This window comes from Pseudomonas fluorescens (assembly GCF_018614775.1).
Taxonomy (GTDB): Bacteria; Pseudomonadota; Gammaproteobacteria; order Pseudomonadales; family Pseudomonadaceae; genus Aquipseudomonas; species Aquipseudomonas fluorescens_BY.
Window position 1 is genome coordinate 1 of record NZ_JAGGOF010000030.1, and the last position, 13,238, is coordinate 13,238.

At 62.3% G+C, this 13,238-nt stretch carries 13 protein-coding genes and 1 pseudogene; 2 read left to right on the top strand and 12 right to left on the bottom strand.

The window, feature by feature from the left end:
• Positions 1 to 197: 197 nt before the first annotated feature.
• Positions 198 to 1,364: a Na+/H+ antiporter NhaA gene (gene nhaA / locus J7E36_RS08550; protein WP_435304163.1), complete on the bottom strand. Its 1,167-nt coding sequence runs from the start codon at positions 1,362 to 1,364 to the stop codon at positions 198 to 200.
• 288 nt (positions 1,365 to 1,652) lie between these two features.
• Here nhaA and J7E36_RS08555 point away from each other — a divergent pair, with 288 nt between their 5' ends.
• Entirely contained in the window at positions 1,653 to 2,747 is a 1,095-nt protein-coding gene (locus tag J7E36_RS08555; RefSeq protein WP_215001828.1) for a PLP-dependent cysteine synthase family protein, read from the top strand.
• Between the two features lie 122 nt (positions 2,748 to 2,869).
• Here the strand turns inward: J7E36_RS08555 and J7E36_RS08560 are convergent, their stop codons facing one another.
• The 3 genes from J7E36_RS08560 to J7E36_RS08570 form a co-directional block, all read right to left on the bottom strand.
• Positions 2,870 to 4,483: an NAD(P)/FAD-dependent oxidoreductase gene (locus J7E36_RS08560; RefSeq protein ID WP_215001830.1), complete on the bottom strand. Its 1,614-nt coding sequence runs from the start codon at positions 4,481 to 4,483 to the stop codon at positions 2,870 to 2,872.
• 87 nt (positions 4,484 to 4,570) lie between these two features.
• Positions 4,571 to 5,245, bottom strand: a complete 675-nt coding sequence (locus J7E36_RS08565; protein ID WP_215001832.1) for a COG3650 family protein — start codon at positions 5,243 to 5,245, stop codon at positions 4,571 to 4,573.
• Between the two features lie 79 nt (positions 5,246 to 5,324).
• Positions 5,325 to 5,924: a short chain dehydrogenase gene (locus tag J7E36_RS08570; protein WP_215001834.1), complete on the bottom strand. Its 600-nt coding sequence runs from the start codon at positions 5,922 to 5,924 to the stop codon at positions 5,325 to 5,327.
• 104 nt (positions 5,925 to 6,028) lie between these two features.
• Between J7E36_RS08570 and J7E36_RS08575 the strand changes: the two genes are divergently transcribed.
• Entirely contained in the window at positions 6,029 to 6,943 is a 915-nt protein-coding gene (locus J7E36_RS08575; protein WP_215001836.1) for a LysR family transcriptional regulator, read from the top strand.
• 3 nt (positions 6,944 to 6,946) lie between these two features.
• Here J7E36_RS08575 and J7E36_RS08580 read toward each other — a convergent pair whose 3' ends face one another.
• From J7E36_RS08580 to livH, 8 genes and pseudogenes are all read right to left on the bottom strand, one after another.
• Entirely contained in the window at positions 6,947 to 7,420 is a 474-nt protein-coding gene (locus J7E36_RS08580) for a DoxX family protein (protein WP_215001838.1), read from the bottom strand.
• On the bottom strand, positions 7,417 to 8,178 hold the full coding sequence (locus tag J7E36_RS08585) for an HvfC/BufC N-terminal domain-containing protein (RefSeq protein WP_215001888.1): 762 nt from the start codon (positions 8,176 to 8,178) through the stop codon (positions 7,417 to 7,419). Before J7E36_RS08585 ends, J7E36_RS08580 begins: the two co-directional genes overlap by 4 nt.
• A pseudogene (gene bufB, locus J7E36_RS08590) lies at positions 8,179 to 9,033 on the bottom strand (MNIO family bufferin maturase); the annotation flags it as partial.
• Between the two features lie 25 nt (positions 9,034 to 9,058).
• A complete protein-coding gene (locus J7E36_RS08595; RefSeq protein WP_215001841.1) occupies positions 9,059 to 9,364 on the bottom strand; it encodes a BufA1 family periplasmic bufferin-type metallophore in 306 nt (101 codons plus the stop codon).
• Between the two features lie 214 nt (positions 9,365 to 9,578).
• Positions 9,579 to 10,280: an ABC transporter ATP-binding protein gene (locus J7E36_RS08600; RefSeq protein ID WP_215001843.1), complete on the bottom strand. Its 702-nt coding sequence runs from the start codon at positions 10,278 to 10,280 to the stop codon at positions 9,579 to 9,581.
• Positions 10,281 to 11,048 (bottom strand): high-affinity branched-chain amino acid ABC transporter ATP-binding protein LivG, encoded by a 768-nt coding sequence (gene livG, locus J7E36_RS08605; protein ID WP_215001845.1) that lies wholly within the window; start codon positions 11,046 to 11,048, stop codon positions 10,281 to 10,283.
• On the bottom strand, positions 11,045 to 12,301 hold the full coding sequence (locus J7E36_RS08610; RefSeq protein WP_215001847.1) for a high-affinity branched-chain amino acid ABC transporter permease LivM: 1,257 nt from the start codon (positions 12,299 to 12,301) through the stop codon (positions 11,045 to 11,047). The genes livG and J7E36_RS08610 overlap by 4 nt, the downstream gene beginning before the upstream one ends.
• Entirely contained in the window at positions 12,298 to 13,221 is a 924-nt protein-coding gene (gene livH, locus J7E36_RS08615; RefSeq protein WP_215001849.1) for a high-affinity branched-chain amino acid ABC transporter permease LivH, read from the bottom strand. Before livH ends, J7E36_RS08610 begins: the two co-directional genes overlap by 4 nt.
• Positions 13,222 to 13,238: the final 17 nt, after the last annotated feature.

A 13,238-nucleotide genomic window follows, 5' to 3' on the forward strand; every position in this document is an offset into this window, starting at 1 on the left:
GGATGGCCCTTCGCGGCGGCCCACGGAGCAATGCCTTCGTTCAGGCATGCCGAGCCTAGGCGAGGCACCGAGTGGTGGGGCAAAGCGCTTTGGGTTACTTTTGGCGCTCTTCCAAAAGTGACCCGCCGTAAGGGCGGAACCCTAAGCAGCCGTTACCGCAGCAACGGATATACACACCAACCACCAACAGACCCAGATCAGGACACCAACGCAGCCGACCTGCGACTGGCCGCCGCCGTCACCGCATAACCCAACAACGCCGCCAGGATCGAGCCGGTGAGAATCCCCATTCGATCCATGCCCGCGTAATCACTGACGCCAGGCTCGAACGCCAGGGAGCCGACAAACAGGCTCATGGTAAAGCCGATGCCGCACAGAATCGCCACCCCCAATACCTGGCCCCAGTTGGCGCCGACGGGCAGGCTGGCGATGCCGATTTTCACGGCCAGCCACGTCAGGCCAAGGACGCCGACAGTCTTGCCCAGCAACAGGCCGATGGCGATGCCCATCGGTACGTGATGGGTAAAGCTTTCGATCGTCACACCACTCAGGGACAGGCCCGCGTTGGCGAAGGCGAACAGCGGCAGGATGCCGTAGGCCACCCAAGGATGCAGGGCATGTTCCAGGGTCAGCAGCGGGGAGGTCTCGGCGTTTTTCGTGCGCAGCGGGATGCAGAATGCCAGGGTCACCCCGGCCAGGGTGGCGTGGACACCGCTCTTGAGCACGCAGACCCAGAGAATCAGGCCGACGACCATGTATGGCCCGAGCTTGACCACGCCCATCCGGTTCATCGCCACCAGCACGGCGATGCAGCCGGCTGCAAGCGTCAGCGACAGGGTGGACAGGGCGCCGGAGTAGAAGATCGCAATGATGATAATGGCGCCAAGGTCGTCAATGATCGCCAGGGTCATCAGGAACAGCTTGAGCGACACCGGTACGCGCTTGCCCAGCAGGGCCAGCACACCGAGGGCAAAGGCGATGTCGGTGGCTGTCGGAATCGCCCAACCGGCGAGGGCGGCCGGGTTATCCCGGTTGAGGAACCAATAGATCAGCGCCGGGACCAGCATGCCGCCAATCGCCGCCGCGCCGGGCAGGACGATTTGCGAAGGCTGCGACAGCTGCCCGTCGAGCACCTCGCGTTTGACTTCGAGGCCGATGAGGAGGAAGAACAGGGCCATCAGCCCGTCGTTGATCCACAACAGCAAGGGCTTGGCGATCTTCAGCGAGCCGACCTGGGCGACCACGGGGGTGTCCAGCAGGCCGTTGTACAGCCAGGACAGCGGTGAGTTGTTGATCACCAGGGCCAGCACGGCGGCGGCGATCAGCAACAGGCCGCTGGCGGCTTCCAGCTGGAAAAAACGCATCAGAGAATTACGTAGAGCCAAGGTTGCTCTCCAAGTGTTGAATCAAAAGATGGCACACCCTAACCCGAACGGTTAGATCGTAAAACAAAAGTTATATTCTTTTTTGTTATATGTCGTTACGACGCTGGCACAATTGCCCAGGCAGTTACCGGCCATATTGGACCTTAGCTGTACCTGTGCGCGATGTCGGTTTTTTCCTAAGCTGGCGCCTGGTTTTTCCGAATCCATCCCGTACTGGCAAGACCGCGAGATTTCCCCCGTGTCGACCCGATCCAGTGAGAAAACACCATGAACGACCACCGCCAGTGGGCGCGCGAAGCGATCCGCATCATTGAAGCCGACTTCCAGCGCAGCGCCGATACCCATCTTATCCCGCTGCCGTTGCCTGGCCTGCCAGGTATCGAACTGTACTTCAAGGACGAATCCAGCCACCCCACTGGCAGCCTCAAGCATCGGCTGGCTCGCTCGTTGTTTCTCTATGCGTTGTGTAACGGCTGGCTCAAGCCCGGCGCGCCGGTGATCGAAGCGTCGAGCGGTTCGACGGCGATTTCCGAGGCGTACTTCGCCAGGTTGCTGGGGCTGCCCTTTATTGCGGTGATGCCGGCGACCACCTCCAGGGAAAAAATCGCACAGATCGCTTTCTACGGCGGCCAGAGCCATCTGGTGGACGATCCTACGCGGATCTACGCCGAATCCGAACGCCTGGCCCAGGAGCACGACGGGCATTTCATCGACCAGTTCACCTACGCCGAGCGCGCGACGGACTGGCGGGCCAATAACAACATTGCCGAATCGATCTTCCAGCAGATGCGCTTCGAGCATTACCCGGAGCCGAGCTGGCTGATTTCCAGCCCCGGCACTGGTGGCACCACGGCCACCCTGGGTCGCTACGTGCGGTATCGCCAGCACGGCACGCGGGTGCTGTGCGCCGATGCCGAGCGTTCGGTGTTCTTCGACTACTACCGCAATGGCGATGCCAGCCTGCGTCTGGATTGTGGCTCGCGCATCGAGGGCATCGGTCGGCCACGGGTCGAGGCGTCTTTTTTGCCGAAGGTCATCGATGCGATGGTCAAGGTCCCGGACGCCTTGTCGCTGGCAGCCATGCACTACTTGGCCCAGCGCCTGGGGCGCCGGGTCGGTGGCTCCAGCGGCACCAACCTGATCGGCGCGCTGATCGCCGCGCGGCAGATGGTGCAAGCCGGCGAGGCGGGGTCGATCGTGGCGATCTTGTGCGACGGTGGCGAGCGCTATGCGACGACTTATTACGACCCGGCGTGGCTCAAGGCTCAAGGGTATGAGCTGAGTGGGCTGATGGACGTCGTGGCGGCGAGTGTGGAGCGGGGCGAGCCGCTGCCGGAGAGCGTGTTGCGGGCCAATATCTGAACATGAGGACACCTGGGCCCCTGTGGGAGCGGGCTTGCTCGCGAATGCGGTGTGCCAGTTAACGAAAATGTCGCTGACACACCGTATTCGCGAGCAAGCCCGCTCCCACAGGTAGGTGCGGGTCAGGCCTCCAGGCCAAGAATATCCCGCGCCACGGCCTCGGCAATCCGGATCCCGTCCACGCCCGCCGAGAGGATGCCGCCCGCGTAGCCGGCGCCTTCACCCGCCGGGAACAGGCCTTTCACGTTCAGGCTCTGCAGCGATTCGTCGCGGGTGATTCGCAGGGGCGACGAGGTGCGGGTTTCGATCCCGGTCAGCACAGCATCGTGCAGCGAATAGCCGCGGATCTGTTTCTCGAATGCCGGCAGGGCTTCGCGGATGGCTTCGATGGCGAAGTCCGGCAGGGCCAGGGCCAGGTCGCCCAGGGAAACCCCAGGCTTGTAGGAAGGTTCGACGCTGCCCAGTGTCGTCGACGGCTTGCCGGCGATGAAATCGCCAACCAGTTGCGCCGGCGCTTCGTAGTTGCTGCCGCCGAGCACGAACGCGTGGGATTCCAGGCGCTCCTGCAACTCGATCCCGGCCAGCGGGCCGCCCGGATAGTCCACGTCCGGGGTGATGCCGACGACGATGCCGGAGTTGGCGTTGCGCTCATTGCGTGAGTATTGGCTCATGCCATTGGTCACGACGCGATTCGGTTCGGACGTGGCGGCCACCACGGTGCCACCCGGGCACATGCAGAAGCTGTAGACCGAGCGTCCGTTGCTGGCGTGGTGCACCAGTTTGTAGTCGGCGGCGCCGAGCTTCGGGTGCCCGGCATACTTGCCCAGACGCGCGCTGTCGATCAGTGACTGCGGGTGTTCGATACGGAAACCCACCGAGAACGGCTTGGCTTCCATGTACACGCCGCGGCTGTGGAGCATGCGGAAGGTGTCCCGGGCGCTGTGGCCCAGGGCCAGGATGACGTGCCTGGAGTGGATGCGTTCACCGCCGGCCAGTTCGACGCCGACCAACTGGCCGTCTTCGATCAGCACGTCCGTGACCCGTTGCTGGAAGCGCACTTCGCCGCCCAGGGCGCGGATTTCCTCGCGCATGTTTTCCACCACGCCAGTCAGCCTGAACGTACCGATGTGCGGCTTGCTGACGTAGAGAATTTCTTCCGGTGCGCCGGCCTTGACGAATTCGTGCAGGACCTTGCGACCGAGGAACTTCGGATCCTTGATCTGGCTGTAGAGCTTGCCGTCGGAGAACGTCCCCGCACCGCCTTCGCCGAACTGCACGTTGGATTCGGGGTTGAGCACGCTTTTACGCCACAGGCCCCAGGTGTCCTTGGTGCGTTGGCGCACTTCCGGGCCGCGTTCGAGGATGATCGGCTTGAAGCCCATCTGTGCCAGCAACAGTGCGGCGAAGATCCCGCACGGACCGAAACCGACCACGATCGGCCGCTCGCTCAGTTCGTCCGGTGCCTGGCCCACTACCTTGTAGCTGATATCCGGGGCTTCGTTGACGTTACGGTCATCGGCGAACTTGCGCAGCAGGCTGGCTTCGTCGCGCACCGTCAGGTCGATGGTGTAGATGAAGCACAACTCGGAAGATTTCTTGCGGGCGTCGTAGCTGCGCTTGAACAGGGTGAAGTCGAGCAGGTCATCGCTGGCGATGCCCAGGCGCTGCACGATGGCGGGGCGCAGGTCTTCCTCGGGATGATCGATCGGCAGCTTGAGTTCGGTGATTCGTAACATGGTGGGATCCGGTTCGCGGGGCGCACAACTGCGCCAGGGCGTTCTTCAAACCGGCGATTATAAGCTGCAAACCTCCGCCATGGTGAATCAGTCGTCGCGAGCACCACCGAAATAGGCGCAGCCGCGCTGAACCTGGCCGTTGACCCGCACTTCGGCGCTCATGTGCTGCACGCTGCCGGTGACGCTGTCGACACAACGCTGGGGTGCGACCCAGAGTTCGACCTTCTGGCCGTTGGCTTCGGTGCTGAGGTTGAAGCGGCCGTCGCCCAATTGTTCTTCGAGGTAAGGCACTGCCAGCGTCGGCTGGCCTTCACGCTCCAGCACCATGCCCTTGCCGCTGGCATTGAGGCTCCACTCGGGACCGTGCCCGGCGGCGCGCAAGACCAGTCGCTTGAAGTTGGCGTCGCCACATGCACCGCTTGAGCGCTCCAGGCGATACAACTGCGCCAGATCCAACTGGCTGTCGTTACCGGCCGCTGCGCTGGAAACGATACGGCCTCGCACATCGGCAAACAGCTTGCCCTGGTCGTCGGCCAAGGTGGCAGCCTGCTGCAGCACGCTGGTGCTGCCACTGTCATTGACGATGTAGCGACGCTGTTCCTGGCACGGCTGGAACAGCAGCTTGCCGTCGACCGCTGTCAGCTCTCCCTGCATACGCGTTTGTCCTGCGTGGGAAACGCTCTGACGCGGTGCATCAAGCAGTTGGCAGCCGGCGAACAGCGGCAGGAGGGCGATAAACAGCAGGGAGCGGGCGGCACGCATCGTTGGGTCTCCAGACAGGTGCCGCCACGTTACTCAGACTGGTCCCGCATCACAAGCAGGAGCGTAGGCAAGGTGCTCTTCAACCTACATGAAAGATCTGACCGGTCTGTAGGCCTTCAACGCTTTTGGCGTAGGCCAATGCCACCTCGGCGGCAGGCACTGGTTTGTAGCCACGGAAGTAAGGGGCGTACTTATCCATCGCCTCCAGCAGCACGTTCGGGCTCACCGAGTTGACGCGCAAGCCCCGTGGCAACTCGATGGCCGCCGCCCGGACGAAACTGTCCAGGGCGCCGTTGACCAGGGCTGCCGAGGCGCCGCTCTTGATCGGATCGTGGCTGAGCACGCCTGTGGTGAAGGTGAAGGAGGCGCCGTCGTTGGCGAATTCTCGACCGATCAGCAACAGGTTGACCTGGCCCATCAGTTTGTCTTTCAAACCCAGGGCAAAACTTTCTCCGGTCATGTCGCTCAATGGCGCAAAGGTGACATTACCGGCTGCGCACACCAGGGCGTCAAAGCGTCCGGTCTTCTCGAACAGGGCGCGGATCGAGGCGCTGTCGCTGATGTCCACGTGCAGTTCGCCGCTGTTGCGACCGATCCGGATGATGTCGTGGCGGGGCGACAGTTCGTGATCAATGGCTGAACCGATGGTGCCGTGGGCGCCGATCAACAGGATTTTCATCAGGTGTTCCTCAATAGGTTGGACGAGATTGCAGTCTAGAGAGGTTCTTTCTGTTGATAATCGTGCTAATAGGCAACCTTTGGTTTTCAATTGGAAACAGTCCAATGAGCGAGATGGATGATCTGGCGGCGTTCGCCGTGTTGATGGAAGCCGGCAGCTTCACGTTGGCGGCCCAGCAGTTGGGCTGCAGCAAGGGCCAGTTGTCCAAGCGCATCAGCTTGCTGGAAAGTCGCTTCAGTGTGGTCTTGCTACAGCGCACCACGCGGCGCTTGAGCCTTACGGCGGCGGGGGCGGCGTTGTTGCCCCAGGCCCAGGCGCTGCTGGTGCAGGTGGAAAGGGCGCGTCAGGCATTGGCCCGGTTGAAGGATGACATTGCCGGCCCTGTGCGTATGACGGTTCCGGTGTCGTTGGGCGAAACCTTCTTTGAAGGTTTGCTGGTGGAGTTCGCACGCGCCTATCCCGACGTGCAGATCGAACTGGAGCTCAGCAACGGTTACCGCGACCTGACCCGTGAAGGCTTCGACCTGGCGATCCGTTCCGACGCCGCCGTCGATGAGCGACTGGTGGCCCGACCGTTGTTGGCGTGGCATGAGATGACCTGCGCCAGCCCGGCCTATCTCGAACACTATGGCGAGCCGGACAGCCCCCACGCCCTGGCGGAACATCGCTGCCTGCTCAACAGCCACTACAGCGGCCGGGAAGAGTGGCTGTATCACCAGCAGCACGAACTGCTGCGGGTCCGGGTGTCCGGACCGTTTGCCAGCAACCACTACAGCTTGTTGAAAAAAGCCGCCCTGGCCGGTGCCGGAATCGCCCGGCTGCCGTCGTACCTGCTGCATGAAGAATTGGCTGACGGGCGCCTGCGCCATATCCTGCGGGACTTTCAGACCCGGCGCATGCCGATGTACCTGGTGCACCCGTACCAGGGCGGCCTGCCCAAGCGCACCCAGGTGCTGGCGGACTATCTGATCGATTGGTTCAAGCGCAGCGGCGAGGCGCTGGACCGCCTCCAGCAGTGACCATTATTTCCAGCGCCGAGCGATCAGATGGTCGATGGAGAGCACTCCCGGTCCGCGGGCCATCAGGTAAAGCAACACGGCTGCCCAAGTGCCATGGGTCGGGTAGGCGTCGGGGTAGACGAACGTCTGGATGGTCAGGGTCATGCCCAACAGCGCCAATGCCGAAAACCGCGTGGCGAAGCCGAGCAGGATCAGCACCGGAAAGAAATGTTCGGCGAACGCCGCCAGGTGCGCGGCAACGTCCGCTGACAACAGGGGCACATGGTATTCGCTCCTGAACAACGGCACGGTCGAGTCGGCCAGATGCGGCCAACCGAGCTGAAAGGTGCCGTCGATCAGGTCGATGGCCAGGCCTTCGACCTTGGTCTGCCCGGACTTCCAGAACACCGCCGCAATGGAAAACCGCGCGACGAAGGCAATCAGGCTGTGGGGGATGTTCTCCAGCAGGGCAACAGCGCGGGTGACGGGATTGTTCATGGCAATACCTTGTCGTGATGCAAGCCAGTAATAGCGCTGTGGCTGATCAGCAGCGCCAGGGTATGTTCGATGTCAAAGGCGGGCGCGCAGGCCAGTGCCTGACCCAAGGGTTGGCCGTTCTGCAGGTGGCGGATAAAAGTGCAGGCGCCTGGGTCGAGGGCGAACACTTCAACGTCGAGTCCGTTGCGCAGTACCAGAGCGTGTTGCCCTTGGCTCGGGTCGATGTCGGCGAGCGTCGCCCCCGTTTGATGGGCGGCCCAGATTGCGACGACCGCGAAGGCTGAGTCCAGCAGGTGCAAGGATGGATGAAACGTTATGCACAGGTCGTCCAGGGAGTGCGGATCGGTGAGTGCCACAGCGATCTGCTCAAGACCCAGCGGCTGTGCGTCAGCGGCGTGATAGGCCACGGTGCGCAGCCTTTCCAACCGGGCGACATCCGCCAGGTACGGCACGGCAGACGCCGGCCCGAAGCCTTCGATAAAGTCGGCCAGGCCCTCGCCATAACGATTCATCAGTGGGCTTTGCGGTGCAGAGGCTTGCACATGCACCCCCGCCATGGCCCGGAAGAACGCATCACCGACCAGTTGCCGAACCACCGGATAACCGTCTGCCAATGCGTTGATCAGTGACCCCTGGACGTTGTTGCGATACACGGCGAAGCGGCTCGCCGGGTCCGCGCCGTTGGCGCAGCACAAACCTGGCGGGCACGCTTGGCGAGGGTCGAGCAGGGCGGCGGCGAATGCGGCTTGGTTGCTCATGTCGGCCTGCTGGGCTTCGGCCAGCAGGACGTCGAAGGCGGGCACCTGGTTGTCACGCTCGATCAGGGTTGCCATCGGGCCGATGCGTTCCAGCACCTGCCGGTACAAAGCCCAGACCGCCTGGTCGATGGGGGCGCCATGATCGTCGATCAACAGACGGTCCCCCAGGCTGTCGGAATCTTCGGCAAACCCGGCCAGATGAATCTCGCCCACCGCGTGCAGCGGCAGGGCGTCGAGATAGGCCAGAGGATCGCGTTGATGATTGATGCAGGACACGTAGAGGTTGTTGACGTCCAGCAGCAGGCCACAGCCCGTGCGCCGAATGACTTCGCGGATGAAATCCGCCTCATCGAAGGTCGAGCGTTGGAACGCCAGGTAGGTCGCCGGGTTTTCCAGCAGCATGGAGCGTTCAAGGGTTTCCTGCACCTGCTGGACATGTTCGCAGACGCGGTTCAGCGTCGGCGTGTCATAGGCCAGGGGCAGCAGGTCATTGAGAAACACCGGGCCGTGGCTCGACCAGGCCAGGTGTTCGGAAAAAGCTTGGGGCTGATAGCGTTCGATCAATTCGGCGAGACGCTGTAGATGCGTGGTATCCAGCGGGCCCTCAGCGCCGATGGACAAGCCGACGCCGTGCAGTGACAGCGGATAGCGTTCGCGGATCAAACCAAGGAAATGAGGGAACGGGCCGCCGGCCACCATGTAGTTTTCGGCGTGGACTTCAAAGAAACCGATGTCCGGGCCTGAACCGAGCACTTCCTCGAAGTGCCCGGTCTTGAGCCCCAGCCCGGCGCGGGGCGGGAGCTCGGCGCTGGCGGCCTGAGTACCGGAAAAAGCCTGTTGGCAAGACGTGATCATGATCGGCACTCAGGCAGGCGGCGGATCAGGACTTGGCTTTGAAGGCTTCAAGCTGACCGAAGCCGGTCGGCGAAGTCTTGCTCATGGTGGTCATGCAAGTGCCTTTCGGGACGAGTTTCCAGGCGTTGCCCTGATAGTCCATCTTGGCGGTACCGGCACAGGTGGTGCCCGCGCCGGCGGCGCAGTTGTTTTGTCCTTTCATGGCCACGCCGAAGCATTTCTCCATGTTGTCGTCAGCGGCGTGGGCGGTCGAAACGACGGCGATGCTCAGTGCAGAACCGAGGGCCAGGATCAGGGCGGAGGCGGACAGGGTGCGGGTGGTAGCAGTCATGATGGTTCTCCAGTTCTTGGGAAGTGAACCGGCGTTAGCGCCGGTCTGCTGAACTAGAGAGGGAGGGGTGGGATGCGTTACAGCGGGTTCGCAAAATTTTTTCGAACACTGAAATTTCTGTGGGAGCCGAGCCTGCTCGCGATGGCGGCAGGCCAGCCAACAATGTCGTCGACTGGTCTACCGCCATCGCGAGCAAGCTCGGCTCCCACAGGGTTCAACCGCCCAGATACGCCTCGCGCACCTTCGGATCGGTCAGCAGGGCTTCGCCGGTGCCTTGCATGACCACGCGACCGTTTTCCAACACGTACGCCCGGTCGGCGATTTTCAGCGCCTGGTTGGCGTTCTGCTCCACCAGGAACACCGTCACGCCATCCTTGCGCAGCTGTTCGATGATGTCGAAGATCTGCTGGATGATGATCGGGGCCAGGCCCAGGGACGGCTCGTCGAGCAGCAGCAGCTTGGGCTTGCTCATCAGCGCACGGCCGATGGCGAGCATTTGCTGTTCTCCGCCTGACATGGTGCCGCCGCGTTGGGTAAAACGCTCTTTCAGGCGTGGGAAAAGGTGCAGGACCTTGTCCATCTGTTCCTGATAGTCGCCCTTGTCGGTGAAGAATCCGCCCATGGCAAGGTTTTCTTCCACGGTCAGCCGGGCAAACACCCGACGACCTTCCGGCACCACCGCGATGCTCTTGCGCATGATCTGCGAAGAGTCCTGGCCCACCAGTTCCTCGCCCATGTAGCGGATGCTGCCGCTGCGGGCCTGAGGCGAACCGCAGAGGGTCATCAGCAGCGTGGACTTGCCGGCGCCGTTGGCGCCGATCAGCGTCACGATCTCACCCTGGCGGACATCGACGTTGACGCTGTGCAGGGCCTGGATTTTGCCGTAGAAGGTGGAAACGTTTTCGAACTGCAGCATTTACGCTTCCCCCAGGTAGGCTTTGATCACTTCAGGATTGTCGCGGATCTGTTCCGGCGTGCCGTCGGCCAGGGGGGTTCCCTGGTTGATCACGACGATGTGGTCGGAGATGCTCATGACCAGTTTCATGTCGTGTTCGATCAGCAGCACGGTGACGTTGTGCTCCTCACGCAGCATGCTGATCAGCGCCTTCAGGTCTTCGGTTTCCTTGGGGTTCAGGCCGGCGGCCGGTTCGTCGAGCATGAGGATCCGCGGACGAGTCATCATGCAACGGGCGATTTCCAGGCGCCGTTGCTGACCGTAGGCCAGGGTCCCGGCGGTGCGGTTGGCGAACTCCTTGAGGTTGACCTTCTCCAGCCAGTACTCGGCGTACTCCATGGCTTCGCGCTCGCTCTTGCGGAACGACGGGGTCTTGAACAGGCCGGCAAAGAAGTTGGTGTTCAGGTGACGGTGCTGGGCAATCAACAGGTTCTCGATCGCCGTCATGTCCTTGAACAGCCGCACGTTCTGGAAGGTGCGCACCACGCCCTTGAGGGCGATCTTGTGCCCCGGCAGGCCCTGGATCGGCTCGCCGTCCAGCAGGATGCTGCCGCCGGTGGGCTGGTAGAAGCCGGTCAGGCAGTTGAACACGGTGGTCTTGCCCGCGCCGTTGGGCCCGATCAACGCAACCACTTGTTTCTCTTTCACGGTCAGGGCCACGCCATTGACCGCCAGCAAGCCGCCGAAGCGCATGCTCAGGTTTTCGACTTTCAGGATCTCGCGGCTCATTTGCGCAGCTCCATGTGCGGACGTTGCATAGGCAGCAGGCCTTGAGGACGCCAGATCATCATCAGCACCATCAGGGCGCCGAACATCAACATGCGGTATTCGCTGAATTCGCGCATCATTTCGGGCAGCAGGATCATCACGACAGCGGCCAGGATGACGCCCAACTGCGACCCCATCCCACCCAGTACCACGATGGCGAGAATGATCGCCGACTCGATGAAGGTGAAGGACTCCGGCGTCACCAGGCCCTGGCGAGCGGCGAAGAAGCTGCCGGCAAAACCGGCGAACGCGGCGCCAAGGGTGAAGGCCGAGAGCTTGATCACGGTCGGGTTGAGACCCAGGGCGCGGCAGGCAATCTCGTCTTCGCGCAGCGCTTCCCACGCGCGGCCGATCGGCATGCGCAGCAGGCGGTTGATCACGAACAGCGCGGCCAGGGCCAGCAACAAGGCAACCAGGTAGAGGAAAATCACCTTGTTGATCGAGTTGTATTCCAGGCCGAAGTACTCGTGGAAGGTCTGCAGGCCTTCGGCGGCTTTACGTTCGAAGGTGAGGCCGAAGAACGTCGGCTTCTCGATGTTGCTGATGCCGTTCGGACCGCCGGTGATGTCGGTCAGGTTGCGCAGGAACAGACGGATGATCTCGCCGAAACCCAGGGTCACGATTGCCAGGTAGTCACCGCGCAGGCGCAGCACCGGGAAGCCCAGCAGGAAACCGAAGGTGGCAGCCATCATCCCGGCGATCGGCAGGCAGATCCAGAAGCTCAGGCCATAGTAATGGGACAGCAGGGCATAGCTGTAGGCGCCGACGGCGTAGAAACCGACATAACCCAGGTCGAGCAAGCCGGCCAGGCCGACCACGATGTTCAGGCCCAGGCCGAGCATCACGTAGATCAGGATCAGAGTGGCGATGTCTACTGCACCGCGGGAACCGAAGAACGGCCACACCAGCGCCGCGACGATCAGGGCCAGGATGATCCAGCGCTGGGTGGTCGGCAGGGTCAGGAAGTGGCTGGCCTTGGCCGGGATCAGCGGCAGGCCCGGCGACGACTTCCAGGCCGCGCTGATCCGGGTGCTGAACAGCACGCGCAGGAACATCAACAACGAACACACGGCGATGGTCATCAGGGTGGTCGGGCTGGTGCCGTGCACTTCCAGGTTGATGCCGACGATGGACAGTTTGAGACCGAGTACCGGGTAGGCCACGGCCCAGACCAGCAGGGCGCTGAAGAGCGCCGATTTGAGATGCCTAGTCATACTTTTTCAACCTCCGGGCGGCCCAGGATGCCGGTCGGCCGGAATAACAGAACCAGGACCAACAAGCCGAATGCCACGACGTCTTTGTACTGGTCGCCGAAGATGTCGGCACCAAAGGCTTCCGCTACGCCCAGCACCAGCCCGCCGAGCATGGCGCCGGGGATGCTGCCGATGCCGCCCAGTACCGCGGCGGTGAAGGCCTTGAGGCCGACGAGGAAACCGGCGTTGGGGTTGATCACACCGTATTGCATGCTCAACAGCACCGCCGCGACGGCCGCCAGGGCCGCGCCGATGACGAAGGTCAGGGCGATGATGTTGTTGGTGTTGATGCCCAGCAGGTTGGCCATCTTGATGTCTTCGGCACAGGCGCGGCAGGCGCGGCCCAGGCGGGAGCGGGAGATGAACAGCGTGAGGCCGAGCATGGCGAGCAGGGTCACCACGAACACCACGATTTGCATGTAGGAAATCAGCACTTCATGTGCGCCACCTGGCCCGATGGAAAAGTTGCCCGGAATCAGGTTGGGGATGGATTTGTCCTTGGAGTCTTGCGAGAGCAGAACCGTGTTCTGCAGGAAGATCGACATGCCGATGGCAGAGATCAGCGGGATCAGACGGTTGCTGCCGCGCAGGGGGCGGTAGGCAATTCGCTCGATGCTGTAGCCGTAGGCACTGGTGACCACGATGCTCGCGAGGAAAGCCGCGGTCATCAACAGCGGGACACTGTCGAGTCCCATCATGGTCAGCCCGGCGATGGCGATGAACGCCACATAGGAGCCGATCATGTACACCTCGCCGTGGGCGAAGTTGATCATTCCAATGATGCCGTAGACCATCGTATAGCCGATGGCGATCAGGGCATACGTGCTGCCAACGGTCAGGCCGTTAACCAGCTGCTGGAAGAAGTGATAGATGTCAGGCATTACAGCGCTCCTAAAAA